Annotated in this window: 19 protein-coding genes; 12 read left to right on the top strand and 7 right to left on the bottom strand. The window is 71.8% G+C overall.

Annotation, left to right across the window (positions count from 1 at the left end; all coding sequences use genetic code 11):
• Nucleotides 1-102: 102 nt before the first annotated feature.
• Genes CRYAR_RS29325 through CRYAR_RS29295 form a run of 7 tightly spaced genes read left to right on the top strand, consistent with a single transcriptional unit; the run spans nt 103 to nt 7,574 of the window.
• A complete protein-coding gene (locus CRYAR_RS29325; RefSeq protein ID WP_063725785.1) occupies nt 103-1,383 on the top strand; it encodes an amidohydrolase family protein in 1,281 nt (426 codons plus the stop codon).
• Nucleotides 1,380-2,126, top strand: a complete 747-nt coding sequence (locus CRYAR_RS29320) for an ABC transporter ATP-binding protein (protein WP_035856572.1) — start codon at nt 1,380-1,382, stop codon at nt 2,124-2,126. Before CRYAR_RS29325 ends, CRYAR_RS29320 begins: the two co-directional genes overlap by 4 nt.
• Nucleotides 2,123-2,959, top strand: a complete 837-nt coding sequence (locus CRYAR_RS29315; RefSeq protein WP_035856571.1) for an ABC transporter permease — start codon at nt 2,123-2,125, stop codon at nt 2,957-2,959. Before CRYAR_RS29320 ends, CRYAR_RS29315 begins: the two co-directional genes overlap by 4 nt.
• Before the next feature lie 25 nt (nt 2,960-2,984).
• Nucleotides 2,985-4,163 carry a substrate-binding domain-containing protein gene (locus CRYAR_RS29310; protein WP_035856570.1) on the top strand — a complete coding sequence of 393 codons (1,179 nt, stop codon included), beginning with the start codon at nt 2,985-2,987 and terminating at the stop codon, nt 4,161-4,163.
• The gene (locus tag CRYAR_RS29305; RefSeq protein ID WP_051571093.1) at nt 4,160-5,449 is read left to right on the top strand and encodes an FAD-binding oxidoreductase; all 1,290 of its coding nucleotides are present in this window, start codon (nt 4,160-4,162) and stop codon (nt 5,447-5,449) included. The genes CRYAR_RS29310 and CRYAR_RS29305 overlap by 4 nt, the downstream gene beginning before the upstream one ends.
• Nucleotides 5,446-6,195 (top strand): creatininase family protein, encoded by a 750-nt coding sequence (locus CRYAR_RS29300; protein ID WP_035856569.1) that lies wholly within the window; start codon nt 5,446-5,448, stop codon nt 6,193-6,195. The genes CRYAR_RS29305 and CRYAR_RS29300 overlap by 4 nt, the downstream gene beginning before the upstream one ends.
• Nucleotides 6,192-7,574, top strand: coding sequence for an amidohydrolase family protein (locus CRYAR_RS29295; protein WP_051571092.1), 1,383 nt, complete (start codon nt 6,192-6,194; stop codon nt 7,572-7,574). Before CRYAR_RS29300 ends, CRYAR_RS29295 begins: the two co-directional genes overlap by 4 nt.
• Here CRYAR_RS29295 and CRYAR_RS29290 read toward each other — a convergent pair.
• On the bottom strand, nt 7,571-9,496 hold the full coding sequence (locus CRYAR_RS29290; RefSeq protein ID WP_211247696.1) for an AIPR family protein: 1,926 nt from the start codon (nt 9,494-9,496) through the stop codon (nt 7,571-7,573). The two genes, CRYAR_RS29295 and CRYAR_RS29290, sit on opposite strands and share 4 nt — an antisense overlap.
• Before the next feature lie 261 nt (nt 9,497-9,757).
• Here CRYAR_RS29290 and CRYAR_RS29285 point away from each other — a divergent pair, with 261 nt between their 5' ends.
• Together CRYAR_RS29285 and CRYAR_RS29280 are read left to right on the top strand one after the other, a co-directional pair.
• On the top strand, nt 9,758-10,405 hold the full coding sequence (locus tag CRYAR_RS29285; RefSeq protein WP_035856568.1) for a hypothetical protein: 648 nt from the start codon (nt 9,758-9,760) through the stop codon (nt 10,403-10,405).
• Nucleotides 10,402-10,893: a flavin reductase family protein gene (locus CRYAR_RS29280; RefSeq protein ID WP_035856567.1), complete on the top strand. Its 492-nt coding sequence runs from the start codon at nt 10,402-10,404 to the stop codon at nt 10,891-10,893. The genes CRYAR_RS29285 and CRYAR_RS29280 overlap by 4 nt, the downstream gene beginning before the upstream one ends.
• On the opposite strand, the gene speB is transcribed toward CRYAR_RS29280, so the two are convergent.
• A complete protein-coding gene (speB, locus tag CRYAR_RS29275) occupies nt 10,890-11,909 on the bottom strand; it encodes an agmatinase (RefSeq protein ID WP_035856566.1) in 1,020 nt (339 codons plus the stop codon). The two genes, CRYAR_RS29280 and speB, sit on opposite strands and share 4 nt — an antisense overlap.
• Nucleotides 11,910-11,997: 88 nt before the next feature.
• On the opposite strand from speB, the gene CRYAR_RS29270 reads away from it, so the two are divergent.
• Together CRYAR_RS29270 and CRYAR_RS29265 are read left to right on the top strand one after the other, a co-directional pair.
• Nucleotides 11,998-12,678 carry a TetR/AcrR family transcriptional regulator gene (locus CRYAR_RS29270; protein WP_035856565.1) on the top strand — a complete coding sequence of 227 codons (681 nt, stop codon included), beginning with the start codon at nt 11,998-12,000 and terminating at the stop codon, nt 12,676-12,678.
• A gap of 52 nt (nt 12,679-12,730) precedes the next feature.
• Nucleotides 12,731-13,084: a DUF1304 domain-containing protein gene (locus CRYAR_RS29265; RefSeq protein WP_035856564.1), complete on the top strand. Its 354-nt coding sequence runs from the start codon at nt 12,731-12,733 to the stop codon at nt 13,082-13,084.
• On the opposite strand, the gene CRYAR_RS29260 is transcribed toward CRYAR_RS29265, so the two are convergent.
• Together CRYAR_RS29260 and CRYAR_RS29255 are read right to left on the bottom strand one after the other, a co-directional pair.
• Nucleotides 13,070-14,635: an acyl-CoA synthetase gene (locus CRYAR_RS29260; RefSeq protein ID WP_035856563.1), complete on the bottom strand. Its 1,566-nt coding sequence runs from the start codon at nt 14,633-14,635 to the stop codon at nt 13,070-13,072. The genes CRYAR_RS29265 and CRYAR_RS29260 overlap by 15 nt on opposite strands.
• Nucleotides 14,636-14,684: 49 nt before the next feature.
• Nucleotides 14,685-15,113 carry a DUF1810 domain-containing protein gene (locus CRYAR_RS29255; RefSeq protein WP_035856562.1) on the bottom strand — a complete coding sequence of 143 codons (429 nt, stop codon included), beginning with the start codon at nt 15,111-15,113 and terminating at the stop codon, nt 14,685-14,687.
• A gap of 17 nt (nt 15,114-15,130) precedes the next feature.
• On the opposite strand from CRYAR_RS29255, the gene CRYAR_RS50375 reads away from it, so the two are divergent.
• Complete coding sequence (locus CRYAR_RS50375) at nt 15,131-16,054, top strand: GNAT family N-acetyltransferase (RefSeq protein WP_035856561.1); 924 nt, start codon at nt 15,131-15,133, stop codon at nt 16,052-16,054.
• 272 nt (nt 16,055-16,326) lie between these two features.
• Here the strand turns inward: CRYAR_RS50375 and CRYAR_RS43800 are convergent, their stop codons facing one another.
• From CRYAR_RS43800 to CRYAR_RS29235, 3 genes are read right to left on the bottom strand one after another with little or no spacing between them, the layout of a single operon-like run.
• Nucleotides 16,327-16,845, bottom strand: coding sequence for a hypothetical protein (locus CRYAR_RS43800; protein WP_051571091.1), 519 nt, complete (start codon nt 16,843-16,845; stop codon nt 16,327-16,329).
• 33 nt (nt 16,846-16,878) lie between these two features.
• The gene (locus CRYAR_RS29240; RefSeq protein ID WP_035856560.1) at nt 16,879-18,021 is read right to left on the bottom strand and encodes a beta propeller repeat protein; all 1,143 of its coding nucleotides are present in this window, start codon (nt 18,019-18,021) and stop codon (nt 16,879-16,881) included.
• A 44-nt stretch (nt 18,022-18,065) separates the two neighbouring features.
• The gene (locus CRYAR_RS29235; protein ID WP_051571090.1) at nt 18,066-18,686 is read right to left on the bottom strand and encodes a helix-turn-helix transcriptional regulator; all 621 of its coding nucleotides are present in this window, start codon (nt 18,684-18,686) and stop codon (nt 18,066-18,068) included.
• Between the last annotated feature and the right edge of the window lie 31 nt (nt 18,687-18,717).

Here is an 18,717-nt window from a genome sequence, read left to right as displayed (position 1 = left end):
CGAAACAGCGCTGTCACCGGCGTTGCGCGCGACGAAACATTCGCGGCCTAGCCTCGCCGATGTTCACCTGGTCAACATTCTGCCCGAGGGGAGAAGTGCCTCGTGCTCGGTCCGTCCGCACTCCGGCCCGGAGACCGCGTCGCCCACCTCCGAGGCGTCCAACTCCTCGACGGCCGGACCACCGACCTGACGATCAGCGGTGGGACCGTCGTCGGCACCGGGACCCCGCCGGGCGCCGACGTCGACGCGGAGGGCTGGCTCGCCGTGACCGCGCTCGGGGAGCCGCACGCGCACCTCGACAAGGCGCTCACCGTCGACCGGGGCGCCACCCGGCTCAACGGCCTGGTCGAGGCGGTCGAGCAGTGGCACCGGATGCTGCCGGGGATCGACGGCGCCGACATCAGCGACCGCGCCGGACGCGCGCTCCGGCAGTACACCGCCGCCGGTGTCACCGCGATCCGCACCCACGTGGACGTCCCACCCGACGGCGACGCGCTGCGCGGCCTGCGCGCGCTGCTCGAGCTCCGGGACGCGCTCGCGGACCACCTGACGATCCAGGTCGTACCCCTGATCTCCCCGGCGACCCCGTTACCGGTCGTCGAGGCCGCCGCGAAGGAGGGCGCCGACCTGCTCGGCGGCGTGCCCCACCTCGCCGAAGACCCGGCGGCGGAGACCGCACGCCTGCTCGACGTCGCCGAACGCGCCGGGCTCCCACTCGACCTGCACACCGATGAGACGCTCGACCTGACCCCCGGCCTCGATCTGGCCGACCTGGCCGACCAGGTGATCGCCCGCGGGTTCCAGCACCGGGTCACGGCCAGCCACTGCGTCCGCCTCTCGATGCTCCCGCCCGAGCGCCTCGCGAGCACGCTCGACCGGGTCGCGCGAGCCGGCATCGCGGTCGTCGTGCTCCCGCAGACCAACCTCTACCTGCAGGGACGCGACCACGGGCACTCGGTGCCGCGGGGAATCGCCCCGGTGCGGCCGATGCTCGACGCCGGGATCACGGTCGCGGCCGGTGGCGACAACCTGCGCGACCCGTTCAACGCCGTCGGCAGGGGCGATCCGCTGGAGACGGCATCCCTGCTGGTCAGCGCGGCCCACCTGCATCCGCACGAGGCGCTGGAGGCGGTGACCGGCGGCGTCCGCGCGGCGCTGCACCTGCCCGCCGCCGGGCCGGCCGACGGCGCGGTCGCCGACCTGCTCCTCGTCCCCGTGCAGTCGCTCACCAGCCTGGTGGCCGGCCCCGGCGACGCGCGGGTGGTGCTGCGCGCCGGCACCGTCCTGGCCCGCACCCGGACCGAGAGCGCCACCGCACTGCCCGCCACCGCACCGGCCGCCACCGGCGTTCCCGCTCACCCGAGAGGTCCGGAGGGCCGATGACCGCCACCACGAGAGCCGCGCTCGAGTTCACCGGCGTCAGCAAGGTGTTCGACACCGGGACGACCGCGCTGAGCGGCGTCGACCTGAGCGTCGCGCCCGGCGAGTTCGTCGCGGTCGTCGGACCGTCGGGCTGCGGGAAGAGCACCCTGCTGCGGCTGGCCTCCGGATTGGACACCGTCACCGACGGCACGCTCGACGTCGCCGCGGCCACCACGAGCTTCGTGTTCCAGGACCCCACGTTGCTGCCGTGGCGGTCGGCCCTGGGCAACGTCGCGCTGGTCGGGCAGCTCCGCGGCGTCGGCCGGAGAGAACGGACGGAGCGCGCGGCGGAAGCCCTCGCGCTCGTCGGTCTCACCGACTTCGCGAAGAGCTTTCCCCGGCAGTTGTCCGGGGGGATGCGGATGCGGGTCTCGCTGGCCCGCGCGCTGGTCGCGGACCCGCAGCTCGCGTTGTTCGACGAGCCGTTCGGCGCGCTCGACGAGATCACCCGCCTCGGCATGCAGACCGAGCTGCAGCGCCTGTTCCAGCTGCGCGGCTTCGCGGGGCTGTTCATCACGCACTCGGTGAGCGAAGCGGTCTACCTCTCCACCCGGGTGGTGGTGATGACGGGACGACCGGGCCGGATCGCGGCCGACGTCCCGGTGCCGTTCCCGCATCCCCGCTCGCCGGAGCTGCGCTACACCCCGGAGTTCGCGGCGCTCACCGGCGAGGTCTCGCACGCACTGGAGGGCCACCACTCATGACTGCGGCCACCCTGGAGAAGACGGCGCCGACCCTCGCGCCGCGGAAGAAACGGCGGATCACGCGCAACGTCCTGCCGGTGCTGGGCGCGCTCCTGGCCGGGCTGGGGATCTGGTACGGGGTCACCTACCTGGTGCTCTCGGAGCAACGCCGGTTCCTGCTGCCACCGCCCGACGAGGTGCTCGCGGTCGCCGTGCTCGACCCCGACCACCTGCAGCCGAAGCTCGAAGCACTGGCGCTGACCACGCGCGTCGCACTCACCGGCCTCGGCATCGCGGTGGTGCTCGGCATCCTCACCGCGATCCTGATGAGCCAGGCCGACTTCATCGAGCGCGCGGTCTATCCGTACGCGGTGGTGATCCAGACCGTGCCGATCCTGGCGATCGTGCCGCTGATCGGGTTGTGGTTCCAGTTCGGGTTCACCAGCCGGGTCATCGTCTGCGTGATCATCTCGCTGTTCCCGATGATCTCGAACACGCTGTTCGGCATCCATTCGGCCGACCGCGATGCCCACGACCTGTTCACGCTCAACCGGGCCGGCCGCTGGCAGCGCCTCGTGCTGTTGCAGTTGCCGGCCGCGGTGCCGTCGATCTTCACCGGGCTGCGGACGTCGGCCGGGTTGGCGGTGATCGGCGCGGTCGTCGGCGACATGTTCTTCCGCCAGGGCGAACCGGGCATCGGCGGGCTGCTCGACACCTACCGGTCGCGGCTGCAGTCGGAAGACCTGATCGCCTCGATCTTCCTGGCCTCGTTCCTCGGCGTGGCCATCTTCGCCGTGTTCACCGCGCTCGACCGCGCGGTGATCGGCCGCTGGTACGGCACGTCCCGAGCCTGACGCGAACCCCACCCCCGGAGATGACGTGAACAAAATCGCCCGTCGGCGGCTCGCCGCCACCCTGCTGCTCGCCCTCGCGCCGGCGCTCGTCACCGCGTGTTCGTCCGACGACGACACCGCGGTCAGCGGCGCGAACACCGCGACGGCCGCCCCGAAGGGCTCCGCGCAGGACCTCTCGGACGTCTGCCCGGCGACCGTCGTGGTCCAGGCCGACTGGGAGCCGGAAGCCGAACACAGCGCCGCGTACGCGCTGATCGGCGCCGGCTACACGGTCGACGCGGGGAAGAAGCGCGTCAAGGGACCGCTGGTCAGCGGCGGTATGGACACCGGCGTCGACGTCGAGGTGCGTGCCGGTGGCGCCGCGATCGGTTTCCAGTCGGTCACCTCGCAGATGTACGTCGACCAGGACATCCTGCTCGGCCTGGTCACCACCGACCAGGCGATCTCGGCGTCCGGGAAGCAGCCGGTGACCGCGGTCGTCGCGCCGCTGAACAAGAGCCCGCAGATGCTGATGTGGGACCCGAAGACCTACCCGGACGTGAAGACGGTCGCCGACCTCGGGAAGAAGAAGGCGTCGATCGTCGTGTCCGAGGGCACGCTCTACGCCGAGCTGCTGGTGAAGAACGGGCTGATCACGAAGTCCCAGCTGGACACGTCCTACGACGGCGCGCCCGCCCGCTTCGTCGGCGACCCGAAGATCGCCCAGCAGGGCTTCGCCACCGCGGAGCCGTACATCTACGAGAAGGAGGTGCGGGCCTGGGGCAAGCCGGTGGCCTACCAGCTGCTCGCCGACGTCGGGTACTCCGTCTACCCGGAGCCGCTCTCGGTGCGCACCGGTGACCTGGAGAAGAACGCGCCCTGTCTGAAGAAGCTGGTGCCGATCCTGCAGCGCGCCCAGATCGACTACCTGGAACGGCCCGACACCACGAACGCCCTGATCGTCGACGTCGTCGAGAAGTACGACGACGGCTGGACGTACTCCGAGGGCGTCGCGAAGTACGCGGCGAAGACGATGGCCGACCTGAAGATCGTCGCCGACGACACGTCCGGTCCGCTCGGCGGCATGGACCCGGCCCGGGTGCAGCAGACGATCGACACGTTCGCCCCGCTGCTGCAGGCCAGCGGCGGCACCCCGAAGGCCGGCCTGAAAGCCGCCGACATCATCGACACGCGGTTCCTCGACAAGTCGGTGACGCTCCCGTGACCGTGACCCGTGCGCCGCTTCCCCCGGTGCCGGCGCAGGCCCAGATCGACGGCTTCGTGGCGGCTCTCGGCGACGTGACGACCGGTACCGGCGACCTGGTCAAGCTGTCCTCGGACTGGTCGCGGATGTCGCCGGTGCTGCGTGAGAAGCTGCCCCCGGGCCGCTTCACCGCCCAGCTCGTCGTGACGCCGGAGACCTCGGCCGAGATCCCGCGCGTCCTCGCCGCCGCGTACGAGCACGACGTCCCGATCACGCCTCGCGGCGCCGGCACCGGCAACTACGGCCAGGCGACGCCGTTCGCCGGCGGCGCCATCCTCGACCTGCGTCGATGCGACCGTGTCCTGGAGGTCGGCGAGGGCTACGTCCGCGTCGAACCGGGCGCGAAGCTCACCGCGGTGGACGCCGCGGTCCGGGCCACCGGCCAGGATCTCTGGCTGTTCCCGTCCACCAAGGGCTCCACCGCCGGCGGGTTCGTCGGCGGCGGCAGCGCGGGCACCGGAACGATCGAGCACGGCACGACCTACGACGGGTTCGTGAAGTCCGTGACGGTCGCGCCCTGCGACGGGAGCGGGACCGCCGTCACCCCCGCCGACGTCCGGCCCTACGTGCACGCGTACGGCGTCACCGGGGTGCTCACCGAACTCACGCTCGCCACCGAACCCGCCCGGGACTGGCGTGCGGTCTACGTCGCGACCGACGACTACCGCACCGGCACCGACATCCTGCGTCGCGTCCGGCCGCTCGGCCCGCGGCTCGCGTCGCTGGACGAGGTGCCGCTCGTCGAGCACCTGCCGTCGCCCGCCGTCGACCGGACCCGGGTGAGCGTGCGCGCGATCCTGCCGGAAGCGTCGGTCGCGGCGTTCACGGTGCTGGTCGCGGAGGCCGGGGGCGAGGTCACCGCGGTGCTCGACGGGGTCGAGGCCACCGATCTCCTCTCCGGGATGTCGTACAACCACCCGGTCTACTTCCTCCAGCAGTCCGGGTATCCGTGCTTCCACCTGGAATCCGCCGGTGACCCGCTGTGGGACGCCCCCGACGCGATCCGCGCGGCGCTGCCGAACGCGCTGTTCCACCTCGACCTGGGCCATCGGGGGATCCAGGGGATGATCGTCGCCGACTACACGTCCGAGGAGGGTGTGCTCGCGGCGATCGCGGCGCTGGAGGAACTCGGCGTCGGCGTGCACAGCCCGCACCAGTGGTACGTGGACCGGCAGGTGGACCTGATCCGCGCGCAGGCCGCGACGTCCGACCCGAAAGGGCTGCTCAACCCGGGGAAGCTCGAATGAACTTCGTCGACCGCACCGCGCCCGAGCTGGCCGCCCTCGATCCGGACGCGGTGATCGTGCTACCGCTGGGCTCGATCGAGCAGCACGGACCGCACCTGCCGGTGTCCACCGATCTGACCGTAGCGTCGGCGGTGGCGTCCGCGGCCGTTCCGCTGGCCCGCTCACGCGGTGTCGACGCCCTCCTGCTGCCCGCGCTGTCGTACACAAAGTCCGACGAGCACGCCTGGTCGCCCGGCACGATCTGGCTCTCCTGGGACACGCTGATGCGTACGCTCGTCGACATCGGACGGTCGATAGCGACCACGCCCGCGCGCCGGTTGCTGCTGCTGAACGCGCACGGCGGCAACTCGGCGCTCGGCCAGGTGGCGTGCCGGGAACTGCGCCGGGAGTTCGGGCTCCGGACGTTCCTCGCGCACCCGTCGGCGCCCGGCTCCTCGTCGGCGTCCGAACAGGGCCTCGGCATCCACGGCGGTCACTCCGAGACGTCGGTCATGTTGCACCTGCGGCCCGACCTCGTGCACCTGGAGCACGCGGGCCGGTGGGTGCCCGAGCACCTGGCCGGGTACGAGCACATCGGCTTCGGCAAGCCGGTCAGCTTCGGGTGGCTGTCGTCGGACTTCAACGCCGACGGTGTGCTCGGGGACGCCTCCACGGCCACCGCGGAGTACGGCCGGGAGGTCTTCGAGCGCGCGGTCGACACGATGGCGTCGGTGCTCGGCGAAGCCCAGCGGTTCAGCCCTCGGTGAGGGTCGTCGGCGCGGTGCGCCGCTGGGACTTCCGCGGCGATTCGTCGGGGGATCTGGCGTGCGACCCGGTGACCGGCCGGTTCGTGGCCGCTCGCCCCGACGATGACGACGTTCTGGTGGCCGAGGGATGCGTGGTGACGCCGGGGCTGGTGAACGCCCACCACCATCTGCTCCAGAGCGCGTTCCGTACGCTCCCCGGCACCCGGGGTGTGCCGATGCGCGAGTGGCTGCGCGTGATGGGCGCGGCGTACCGGCGTACCGGGGTGGACGCCGAGCTGGCCGGCGCGGCCGCGTCGGTGGGGTTGGCCGAGGCGGCGCTGCGTGGTGTGACCACGGTGGCGGACCACCAGCTGACCTGGTTGGGCGCGTCGGTGTCCGACGACGTCGGGTTGGCGTCCGCGGTGGTGGCGGCGGCGCGACGGCTCGGCGTCCGGCTGGTCTTCGTGCGGGGGAGCGCCGGGGACGACCCGATGCGTGCCGCGGAGTCGGCCGCCGCGATCGCGTCCGCGTTCCCGGCCGACGACCACGTCCGGGTGGCCGTCGGCCCGGCCGGGGTGCACAGCGACTCGAAGGAGACGTTCGCGCTGCTCGGCGAGGTGGCGGCGCGGTACGGGCTACGCCGCCGGACGCAGGCCAACGAGCAGGTGGACGTGCAGGTCGCGGCGCAGAAGTACGGGCGGCGCCCGCTGGACCTGCTCGACGAGTGGGGCTGGCTGGCGCCCGACGTGACGCTCGCGCACCTGTGCGACGTGACGCCGTCGGAGGTGCGACGCGTCGCCGCGGCCGGGGTGAGCGTGACGCACGCGCCCGGCTGCGACCTGCCGATGGGGTGGGGAGTGGCGCCGATGGCGTCGTTCGCCGACGCGGGGGTCGCGGTGGGGCTGGGTACCAGCGGCGGCGGCTCGAACGACGCCGGCCACCTGCTCGCCGACGCCCGCCTGGCCCTGCAGGTGGCCCCGTTGGCGGGTCGCCCCGTCTCCGCCCGCGAGGTCCTGAGCTGGGCCACCGCCGGCTCGGCCACCGGCCTGGGCCGAGGCCCGGGCCCGGCCGCCGGTCCGGGCGGGTCCGTCGGTCCGGGCGGGTCCGTCGGTCCGGGCGGGTCCGTCGGTCCGGGCGGGGCCGGGACCGGCGCGCCGGTGGTGCTCGGGTCGTTGGCGGTGGGGGCGGCGGCCGACTTCGTGTGCTGGGACGTCACCGGAGTGGCCGACGCGGGGGTGGCCGATCCGATCGGCGGGCTCCTCTGGACCGACCCGGGCCGCCGCCCCCGGCACGTCGTGATCGCGGGCCGCGTCGTGGTGCGCGAATACCAACTAGTCGTCGCCGACGCGCCGGCCCTCGCGCGCGACCTCACCACGATGCTGCACCGACGGCCCGGCTAGGACGTTTCGGCCGCTGCGGCATCCTGCTCCTGCTGGACGGCATCGCCGATCTGCTTCAACGACCCTCGGTCCGGAACATGCCAGTGCAGTGTTCCCTGCACGGCTTGATCCCGGCCGGACGCCATCGCCCGCATCTGCCGAACCAGACCACTCGGGGAGTACCACTTCCCGTCCGCCTGCCACTGCACCTGATTCCGCTTGCTGTTGCGCCAGATGGCCAGGCTCCGGGCCGCGTCCTCGGCTAGCCAATCGGTCATCTCCCGCCGCTCCGGACGGCTGAACGGACGGAACTCGAGCACCGTTCCGTCCGCGATCGTGCCGGCCGCCACCAGCACTTTGACCGTGTCGGTCTGCCGGCTCTTCCGATTCGCGACGCTGACCTGGTACTCGCTGTCGAGCTCGGGCACGGAATCACCGGTGAGCAGAGCGTCGATCGCCGCCTGGGCGACACGTTCAATGCGCTCGGAGTTCTTCACGGCGGCGATGATGTGGCTGGTGACCCCGAACTCGGCGTTGATTGCCTCCAGGCAGCGGATCAAGGCTCCTTCGACCAGGGAGGGAATCCGCTCGAGCTCCTTGTCCCAGTGGAATTCGGGGTCTTCGATCCGCTTGTGGTCGAGCTGACGAAAGACGACGTGGGAGATCAGCAGGTCACCCGTCACAGCCATCGCGTCTGCCCGCGAAACGAGTCCTTCGCGGAGGCGCGCCAACTCGTGCCGTGCGGCGCGAACTACTAAGACGGACCGCCAGACACGGTGGGCGTTCGGAGCGGCCCCAAAAAGCTCGCCGTAAGCATCGTCCTGCCAGAGGGACGAAAGATCGCGCTTCGCGCGGGCGGCGAATTCAGCGTTGGCGTGCGTGGCCGCTAATGCCTCGACCGCGGCGGTGATTGACGTTCCGTGCTCGGCGTCGGGCACCGGCTCGCCGCGTTTGATGACGTAGATCAAGCTGAGGTCGATCGCGAACTGATCGCGGAGGGCGAGTTGCGCCGGATCCAGCGCCTTGAAGTCGCGCTCGACGATCGGGTTCTGGGTATTGGTGCTCGTGGTCACCTGCTCGCCGAATCCCGGCGGGCAATCTTCCAGCGAGATCAATCGGACGAGCACTCGGCCGCGCTCCGCGATCGACGGATCCGCCGCATACGCTTTGTGAATGGCGCTGACGGTCTGCGCCCCGTTCACGACGCTCGCGCCGCTCAGCTGGAATTCCCCCACGTGGCCGAGGACCGGCCGCCCGACCGGCTTGATCGAGTCGCACAGCATCGTGATGCCGTTGCTGAAGTACCAGAGGTTCTCCGGCTCGGAGAGCAGCGTCTGGCGAATCTTGTTGTTGACGTCGGTGAAGTCGAGGGATTCGCGAATGTTGCGGGCGAAAAGACCGCGTCGGTGTTCCTCGAACATGTCGGCCAGCAGTGTGATCCGGGGTGTGGTGACGTCGAACGCAGCCTGCGCCGCCGCGACGTGGGGCTGGAAACGCCGGTTGAAGTAGGAGAATTTGAAGTCGAGGATCAGGTCCAGACCGTTGAGCATCTTGTGCACTTCGGCTTCCCCGAAGCCGCCCTTGGCCGAGTCGCTCCATTTTGCCTGCACGAGCGTGATCGTCGGGCGGCCGGCCTGGGTGTCGAATGCGATCGCGTCGAGGCCCTGATCGTCCTGGCCGTCGAAGACGGCCTGCGCGGCGACCGCGTCGCTGGAGGGGTGCTCGATCTGGACGGCGAGTGCGGCCAGCCCTCGGCTAAGAAATGCCTGTTGCTGGGCGTCCGGCGGGCGAGTGCTTAGGTCGGACAGGTCGAGCAGGCCGTCGAAGCGATCCTCGATCGTTCGTCGCACAAAACGCGCCTGGACAACGCTCATCAGGTCGGCCCCCTGCCTGAAGTTACTGAGCGAGACCTTATCGTCACCCTCTCGCGGCAGTTGAGCCACACCGGACGGTCAGGGACCGAGCGGGCGGCGACGCGGTTCCGCACCAGCGTCCGCCCATGATCGGCCTGCCCCACCTCGTCGACCGAAATTCAGACGGGACAGGTGTGCCAACCGGCCGGTCGGCAGACATATCTCTCGCGTGCGCACAGCGGCCAAGGGAGGCCTTCGCCCGTGCGTCAACGTCGAGCATCACAGCGTGACGTCTGGCGACCCACAATCCAGACTGGTTTACTGGGGAAAGGAGACCGGAGGAGGTGCCAGGTGAAGTTGCTCGCGATCACGCTCATCGTGCACGCGCCCGACCCGCTCACCCGGCGCACGGTGTCGACCCACGATCGCTTCCGGCAGGTGATCGGGAGCGCCCGGCCCGCCGAGGAGCGGGGCGTCGGCGAGCGTCGCGAGCGGCCGTCCGTCTCCTCGTCCCCGCCGGTCGTGCTCAGCCACATCGCCGCGCGCAAGGGCAACGGCGCCGTCCGCTGCTCCCGGGAACGGCTGGCCGCCGACGGGCACGACCCGGCCACCGCGGTCGCGGGCACCGCCGGCCACCACACCACCCCCGGGTCCCCGGACGCCTACCGGGTCCACCGGCCGATCTTCGAGGCGAATCTCGGCTTCCCGAAATCTTTGGCCCCCCAGCCGGTGTTCACCACGTTCGAGGACCACGTCGAGCGCGGCTCCGCGTTGATCGGCCGCCCGGAGCAGGTGATCGACACGGTCCAGCGCTACCACGACCGGTTCGGGCACTCGGTGATGCACTTGCACGCCGACGCGGGCGGGCCCACCGACGCCCAGCACCGCGAGTCGCTCGAGCCGTTCCCGTCGGCGATCGCCCCGGAGCTGCGGCGAACGATCAATGATCCACCTTGGCCGGTGCCGCCACTGCCGGTCGCGAAGGAGCAGCGCGCATGAGTGTCACCCAGATCGGTACCGACCCCGGCCGTCTCCGCCGCGTGTTCGCCGCGTTCCCGACCGGTGTGACCGCGCTGGCCGCCGAGCCCGACGGGTTCCCGGTCGGGATGGCGGCCTCGTCGTTCACCTCGGTGTCGCTGGATCCGCCGCTGGTCTCGGTTTGCGTCGCGCGGACGTCACGCACCTGGCCGGCGCTGCGCGTCGCGTCCCGGATCGGGGTCAGCGTGCTCGCTGACGGGCACGCGGAGGCCAGCAGGCAGCTCTCGGCCAAGGAGGGCGACCGCTTCGGTGGTCAGCGCTGGCGGCGCTCGGACGACCGGGCCCTGTTCCTCGAAGGCGCGGCCGCGTGGCTCGACTGCTCGCTCGAACAGGAGATCCCGGCCGGCGACCACCACATCGTCCTGCTCCGCGTCCACGACCTCGGCATCGACGCCGACGCCGAACCCCTGGTCTTCCACCGCAGCGCCTATCGACGCCTGGCGTCCTAGCGCGGCGGGCGCGTTCCCCGGCCGTCGAGCAGCGGGCGTTCGGGTGCCCAGACCAGGCCCCGGCGGCGGGCCGCGATTCCGGACAGCGCCTCGAGCACGATCCGGTTCCCGAGGAACGCGGTGACGTCGGCGTGGTCGTAGGGCGGCGACACCTCGACGATGTCGAGCCCGGCGATCGGCAGCTCCAGGCAGAGGCGCCGGACCGCGTCGAGCAGCTGGCGCGAGGTCAGCCCGCCCGGTTCCGGCGTGCCCGTCCCCGGCGCCATGCCGGGATCGACCACGTCGACGTCGACCGAGAGGAACACCGCGTCGCAGTCGTCGAGCGCCAGCGCGGACGCCTCGGCCAGGCACACGTCCAGCCCGCGCGCGACGATCTCGCTCATCTCGTACGAGCGCATGTACTGGTCGGCCATCCAGTCCAGGGTGTCGGGCCCCGGCCAGTACCCGCGCAGCCCCATCTGGATGAACCGGTCACCCCGCACCGCGCCCGACTCGATCAGCCGGCGCATCGGCTGGCCGTGCCCGTGCAGGTGTCCGAACTCGACGTCGCCGGTGTCGGCGTGGGCGTCGAAGTGGATCACCGACACCCGTCCGAACCCGTGGTGGTGGGCCACGCCGGTGATGTCGGGTAACGCGATCGTGTGGTCCCCGCCGAGCACGACCGGCACGGCTCCGGACGCCGCGATCGTCGTCACCGCGGCTTCGACGGCCTTGAGGCTGCCTTCGATGTCCCCGGCGTAGGTTTCCACGTCCCCGGCGTCGACCACACGCAGTTCCCGCAGGGGATCGACGCGCAGCGCCAGCGACGGACGGGAGCCGTCGTGGGGGTTGTAGTCGGTGGTACGGATGGCCTGCGGCCCGAAACGGGCGCCGGGCCGGTGGCTGACCCCGCCGTCGAAGGGGGCGCCGACGATCACCGCGTCGGCGTTCGCGTAGGACTCCGGGTCGTCCAGGGCGCAGCGGTCGACGCCGAGGAACGTGACGTCCGGACCGAACATGGCTCCGTAGCGAGGCACTCTCACTCCTACTGACTTTAAAATCAGGCCGGGTCCGAGCCTACGACCTCGACGCGAGGTCAGGGAAGGGCGTGGGACGCTGTCGCGCATGAGCGGCACGGAGGCACGCGAACGCATCCTGCGCTCGGCGCTCGAACTGATCGCCCAGGACGGGTTCGACGGTGTGCGCCTGGCCGACATCGCGCGGCACGCCGGCGTCTCGACCGCGCTGCTGCACTACCACTTCGCGTCCCGCGCGCAGCTGCTCACCGACGCGCTCACCCAGTCGCTGAGCGTCGCCGAGCAGCGTCTGGAGCGCCGCGCCGCGGCCGGCCGGCGCACCCGCGCCGACGAACGACTCGCCGACCTGATCGACTTCGGCCTCCCGCTCACCGCCGACGACGTCCTGGAGTGGCGGCTCTGGGCCGAACTCGAGCACCGCGCCCCCGGCGCGCCCGACCTCGCGCGGGCCCTGGCCGCGCTCAACGACCGGCAGCTGCAGCCGCTGGCGGCCACCGTGGCCGCCGGGCGCGCCGAAGGCCTGTTCACCGACGGTGATCCCGACGACGTCGCCACCGTCGCGCTGGCGCTGCTCGGAGGCCTCGCGACGCGTCTGACCGCCGGTGACCCGGCGCTGACCACCGCCCGCGCGAGAACGCTGGCCGGGCGGCAGCTCGCGCTGGCGGTCGGCTACCGCGGTGAACTCCCGTTCCAGCCGCTGCCCCCGGCCCCGGACTTCCCGGCCCCCGTCGCGGTTCCGCGCCGGCGTCGCGCTCCCAAGGGAAGCTGAACCGCCCGGGGCGTCCGCCGATCCGCCGAACCCGCTGGTTACGCTCACGCGCGTGTCGCTGATCGCGCAGGTACTCGTCGGCCTGGTGGCCGCCATCCACGTCTACATCCTGGTGCTGGAGATGTTCCTCTGGCGTGCCCCGCGCACCCGGGCGGCTTTCGGCACCACCGAGGAGTTCGCCGGCGCCACCACCACGCTCGCCGCCAACCAGGGCCTCTACAACGGGTTCCTCGCCGCCGGCCTGGCGTGGGGTCTGATCAGCGACGACGTCGCGTTCCAGACGTTCTTCCTGGGCTGCGTCATCGTCGCCGGCGTCTACGGCGCGCTGACCGCGAGCCGCCGCATCCTGTTCGTCCAGGCCCTCCCGGCGGCGCTCGGGTTGCTCTTCGTCCTACTCGCGGCCTAGGTGCCCGAACCGGTCGCGGAGCTCGCGCTTCAGGATCTTGCCGCTCGGGTTCTTCGGCAGTGCGTCGACCACCACGACGTACTTCGGTGCCTTGAACCCGGCGAGCACGGACCTGCCGAACGCGACGACCTCGCCGGGGTCGAGGCCCGGCTCCTTCGGCACCACCACCGCGGTCACCGCCTCCACCCAGTACGGGTGGTCGATGCCGAACACCGCCACCTCGGCGACGCCGGCGTGCTGGTAGAGCGCCTCCTCCACCTCGCGGCTGGCGACGTTCTCCCCGCCGGTCTTGATCATGTCCTTCTTGCGATCGACGACACGTAGATACCCGTCGGCGTCGAACACCCCCAGGTCCCCGGAGTGGAACCAGCCGTTGCGGAACGCCTCGGCGGTCTTCTCCTCGTCCCGGTAGTAACCGAGCGTGGCGTGCGGACTCCGGTGCACGATCTCCCCGACCGTTCCCGGCGGCACCGGTTCGTCGTCGTCGTCCACCACGATCGTCTCGACGTTGATCGCGGGCCGTCCCGCGCTGCCGGCCTGCGGCACCTGCTCGTCGGGCCGGAGGATCGTCGCGAGCGGGGCCATCTCGGTCTGGCCGTAGAAGTTCCAGAAGCGGACGCCGGGCAGGCGCCGTGCGAGCTCCTGCAGGATCTCCACCGGCATCGGCGACGCGCCGTAGTAGCCCTTGCGCAAGCTCGACAGATCGGTGGTGTCGAACTCCGGCGACCGCAGCAGCGCGATCCAGACCGTCGGCGGCGCGAAGAACTTCGTCGCCCGGTGCTCTTCGATCGCGTGCAGAATCGCCGCCGGCTGGGGCGCGGGCAGGATGATGCTCGTCGCGCCGGTGTACACGTCGACGTTGAGGAAGCAGTCCAGCTGCGCGCAGTGGTACAGCGGCAGCGAGTGCACCTCGACGTCGTCGAACGTCATCTCGCCGTCGATCGCGCAGCTGGCGTACTGCCAGAGCAGCGCCCGGCTGGTGAGGATCGCGCCCTTCGGCCGGGACTCGGTGCCGCTGGTGTACATCAGCCGGATCGGGTCGTCGTCGCCGACCAGGACCGCTTCGGGTAAGGGCCCGTCGTAGGACGTCCACTCGGCGAAGTCGCGCCAGCCGGGCTGCGTCTCGCCGGTGCCGATCGCGAACCGCAGGTTCACCGCCCCGGCCGACGCGACGATCGCCTTCTCCGCGGTCGCGGTCAGGGCGTCCTCGGCGACGAACGCGACCGCGCCGCTGTGATCGAGGACGTACGCGATCTCCTCGGGGTTGAGCATGAAGTTCACCGGCACCAGCACGACGCCGCGGCGCGCGGTGGCGAACGACAGCACCGCGAACTGCCAGCAGTTGTGCGAGAGCAACGCGAGCCGGTCGCCCTTGACCAGGCCGGCGGCGTCCAGGGCCGCGGCCGTGCGGTCCACGACGGCGTCGAGCTCGGCGAACGTGAAGCGCGTCCCGCCGTCGATGATCGCGGTCTTGTCGCCGAAGCGGCGGGCCGAGCGTCGGGGGAGGTCGCCGAGCGCGTGCTGACGGGCCTGCGAGACGGCGGTACTCATCGGCGGGCGTCCCTTCGCTGGGGGCGGTACCCGCCGATCCTCACACGGGCTATCGCAGGAGTTCCAGGGTTCGCTCGTCGGTCCGGCCGTCGAAGTACCGATCGAGGACCCGCCGGTAGGCCGGTTCGCCCGGTTCGGCCGCGTCGAACAGCGTCATCGAGGAGCGGAGCTTCATCGCGTCGATCGACCCGAGGATCCGCGTGATGCTGCGCCCTTCGACGCCGAGCAGCGCGTCGATCGCGTCGTGCAGACGCTTCCTGAGCGTGGGCCGGGCCAGGTAGGCGCGCGCCTCGTCCAGCGATCCGATCGCGTACTGCTGCGCCATCGAGCTGCTCCCCAACCCGCTGACCTGCGGGAACACGTACCACATCCAGTGGCTGACCTTCTCGCCGGCGCGGAGCTCGGCGAGCACGGAGTCGTAGCCGTAGCCACTGTCCTGGGCGCTGACGAATCGGCCGAGGCGGTAGGGATCGTCCATGGCGTCACACTAGGCGGGTGGAGATTCGGGCGGTGGATTCGGGGCATCTGTCAGGGATCCGAGCGATCACGCACGCGACCGGCCAGTCCGACGAGGACTCCGGAGCCGACCCGGCGTACGTCGAGGTGATCCGCGCTCAGGGGCACGCGAAGGTGGCGGTGTCGGGCGGCACGGTGCTGGGGTGGGCGGGGGCGCTGCCGACACCCCTCGGGACGTTGCTCACCGACCTGTTCGTGGATCCGGCCGTGCACGCGCGCGGGGTGGGCGCCGCGCTCCTGCGTGCGCTCCCGCCGCTGGAGTTCACGTTCAGCTCGAAACACCCGTCGGCGCTGCCGCTGTACGCACGCGCCGGGATGGTGCCGTCGTGGCCGCTGCTGTACCTCAGCGGCCCGGTGTCCCGCCTGCCCCGAGGCGTGCTTCGGGTCGACCGGGTGGACGCCACCACTGCCGCCTCCACCGAAGCCGCTCTCTCCCCGGTAGGGGGTGCGGACCCGAACGCGGTGTCCGGCGCCGTCGTCGGCCGTGGTGCCGGTGCGGGCATGGGCTCGGGCGTTGCCGCTGACCTCGGCGCGGGTGCGGGGCTCGGGCCGGGGCGGGACGGGGGTGGGCGTGCGGCGGTCTATCGGCACTGGATGCGAGCGGGGAGGGCGTTCGTCGTGCGGGACGGGGAGCGGGTGACCGCCGTGGGGGCCGGGCGACCCGGTGTACCCGGCGTGCTGGCGCACCTCACGTGTTCCGACCCGCGGTCGGCGGCGGGTGCACTGTATGCAGCCGTCGCTGCGCTGGACAGTGACCACGTCGCACTGTGCCTGCCCGGCCCGCATCCCGCGCTCCGAACCCTGCTCGCCGCGGGATTCCGCGTCGACGACTTCGATCTGTCGATGCAGGCACCCACCATCGAGCTGCCGCCGACCTGGAGCTATGCCCCAGGCCTGGCGTGACACACCCCGACCCGGGTTCCCGGAATTCGAGGACCCGCCCGACTCACCAGCCGCCCCGGCCGCACCCACGGCGTCCTGTGCAGCGCCCTGTTTCGCCGGTGCTCATGTGTTGCCGGCGCCCGGGCCGTTCGGCGACGGTCATGGTGTCGTTCGCGGCCCGGCACGATTCGGCGGTGGTCGGCGGGGCGGCGTGACCGCAGTCGGCCGGGCGGTGATCCTCTCGGGTCAGGCGCCGGCCTCGTCGGTCGGTGCCCGGCGGATGTCCCGGTCGACTACGCCGGAGGGGCGGGCTTCTCGGCCAGTGCGGTCGTCGCCTCCGCGGGTGCAGTGGTTGTCCCCGCCGGGGCGGGCTTCTCCGCGGGTGGGGTAGTCGTCTCGGCCGGGGCGGGCTTCTCCGCCGGCCGGGTGGTCGTCTCCGCCGCGGCGGGTTCTGCGGCCGGGGTGGTCGGCGACGGCGTGGCGGCGGGGGTCGGGGCGGAGGTGGCGGTGCGGCGGCGTTCCAAGCGGTCGATTTCGGTCTTGGCTTCGAGCAGACCGGCGCCGGTCGCCTTGCGGTACTCCTTGACCGCGTGGACCGTCTTGCCCGCGGCGAGAAGTCGCTCGACCTCGGGGTAGGAGACCTCGGTCAGGTCGACGCCGAGGTGGCTGAGTACGGCGTCGAGTTTGCGTTCGACGGCCGCGAGCTGCCGCGCGGTGCGGTGGTCCCGCCGGTCCCGTCCGGCGAGTGCCGCGGCGATCAGACCGAGACCGATGACAGCGATCGCTAACGCGACGAGCAGCACGTTGTCCATGCCTCTATTGAACCCGCCCCGACCCAACGCCAATCACGCCGGGAGCTGCAGTTCCGTCCATTGTTCGCCGTTCGTGGTGGCGTAGTACCGGCCGTCCTGCAGGCCGCTGCCGACCAGGCGGTCGCCGGTCGAGTCCAGCGACCAGAGTGCCGGTGCTCCGGACACCGTCCGGGGGGCGCTCGGGGTCGGCCCGATGAGCTGGACACCTCCTGACGAATCGACCACCACCAGCCGCTCGCCGACGGTCGCCGCGTCCCGGCTGCCGCGCAGGCTCGAACCGAGCAGCGAGGTGAGCTTCCAGGTGCGGCCGCCGTCGGCGGTGTGCGATACGCCGCTCGGGCGTAGGAGGCTCTCGTCGTCGACGCCGAACACCAGGAGGTAGGCGGTGTTCCGGTCGACCGCGGCGACCTGGATGAACGTGCGCGGCGGCGGGGGGAGTACCGGACGCGCCCCCCGCCACGTGTCGGTCCACACCGCGAGCTGGTTGTTGCCGCCCGAGGCCCAGACGCTGCCGTCCGCCGCGCTCGAGATCGAGATCGGCTGCCAGTCCGGCTGCGCCGGGAAGGCGGTCGGCTGGCCGCTCTCCGGCGAATACCACGCCAACACCCGCCCCGGCCGCTGCCCCGACGGCTGCGCGCCCGACGGCTGCGGCCCCGACGGCGTCGAGGCGCGGGATGCCGGAGGGGTGCCGGAGCCCACGCGGAGGCGGGCTCGCGACGGAGGTGGGGCCCCGGCCCGCACTGAGCCGACCGCTGTCCCGCGTTTCCAGTGGTCCCCGCTGTCACTGCTGAGCCATCGGCGCCGACCGGCTTCGACCACGACCGTCCGGGGCCCGGCCGCGACCACCTGCACGCCGGAGTCGCGCCCCAGCGTCTTCGCGGGCACCGAGACCTCCTGCCAGGTCAGGCCGCCGTCGAGCGTCCGCCAGAACGCGGGGTCGCACTCCGAAACGGACTCGCACCGGGGGGTCAGCGCCCAGCCGGTGCGGTCGTCGGCGAACGCGACCTGGTTCACGGTGGTGCTCCACCGCACCGTGCTCGGCCCCGGCTGCGGTCGCTGCGGCCCCGGTTCGATGCCCGGGCCGAAGATCGCGATCCCGGTGGTGACCGCCACGGCGCCGATGACGACCGCCGCGATCAGGCCGGAGCGGTTGCGGAGGGACGACGTGGGCGGCACGTCACAAGTGTCGCTCGCCCGCGCGACGACGGGGTGCCCGGACGTCAGTCGTTCAAGTAGTTGTAAATCGTGTACCGGCTGACCCCCAGAGTGCGGGCGGCCAGCTCGACTGATTCTTTGATCAGGAAGAAGCCTCGTCGCTCGAGGTCCTTCACCACGCGGGTCTTGTCGGCTTTGGACATTTCGGACACGTCCTGGGCGCCGATCGCGCGCCGGAGCAGGTCCTCGGTCAGGTTCTCGACCGAGTCGTAGAAGGTCTCCGAGCGGTCGTGGCCGCTGACCTCGGGGGTGTCGACGAGCTCGGCGAGCAGGTCGCGGGCCTGGCTGAGGCGGGTGATGTCCCGGTTGAGGCAGAGGGCGGCGACCGGGCGGTCGTGGTCGCCGCTCAGGAAGATAGTGGAGGAACGGCAGACGATGCCGCCCGGTAGCTCGGTGCGGTAGCCGATGACCCGGTCCGGGGGGTCGTCCTGCATGAGCAGACGCAGGCCCAGATCGGTGGCGGGTGCGCCCGGGGTGCGCCCGCTCAGCCCGCCCGCGATCGCGACCACCGAGTTCGGCAGCTTGCTCAGGTCGTGCAGCACGACCTCGGCGCCCGGGGCCAGCGCCGCCGCCAGCGGCTCCACCAACGGCCGGTACGCCTCCACCACGCGCTCCGCCGCCGCCACGAACCCCGCCGTGGCCCACGAAGCCCCAGCC

This window comes from Cryptosporangium arvum DSM 44712 (assembly GCF_000585375.1).
Lineage (GTDB): Bacteria > Actinomycetota > Actinomycetes > Mycobacteriales > Cryptosporangiaceae > Cryptosporangium > Cryptosporangium arvum.
Note: the sequence above shows the minus strand (reverse complement) of the source record. Positions and strands in the feature narration are given on the sequence as shown.

What these genes read in the sequence shown, in the direction of transcription:
- CRYAR_RS29320 (WP_035856572.1), top strand. Translation starts at nt 1,380, where the DNA reads ATGACCGCCACCACGAGAGCCGCGCTCGAGTTCACCGGCGTCAGCAAG.
- CRYAR_RS29315 (WP_035856571.1), top strand. Translation starts at nt 2,123, where the DNA reads ATGACTGCGGCCACCCTGGAGAAGACGGCGCCGACCCTCGCGCCGCGG.
- CRYAR_RS29300 (WP_035856569.1), top strand. Translation starts at nt 5,446, where the DNA reads ATGAACTTCGTCGACCGCACCGCGCCCGAGCTGGCCGCCCTCGATCCG.
- CRYAR_RS29280 (WP_035856567.1), top strand. Translation starts at nt 10,402, where the DNA reads ATGAGTGTCACCCAGATCGGTACCGACCCCGGCCGTCTCCGCCGCGTG.
- CRYAR_RS29270 (WP_035856565.1), top strand. Translation starts at nt 11,998, where the DNA reads ATGAGCGGCACGGAGGCACGCGAACGCATCCTGCGCTCGGCGCTCGAA.
- CRYAR_RS29260 (WP_035856563.1), bottom strand. Translation starts at nt 14,635, where the DNA reads ATGAGTACCGCCGTCTCGCAGGCCCGTCAGCACGCGCTCGGCGACCTC.
- CRYAR_RS29255 (WP_035856562.1), bottom strand. Translation starts at nt 15,113, where the DNA reads ATGGACGATCCCTACCGCCTCGGCCGATTCGTCAGCGCCCAGGACAGT.
- CRYAR_RS43800 (WP_051571091.1), bottom strand. Translation starts at nt 16,845, where the DNA reads ATGGACAACGTGCTGCTCGTCGCGTTAGCGATCGCTGTCATCGGTCTC.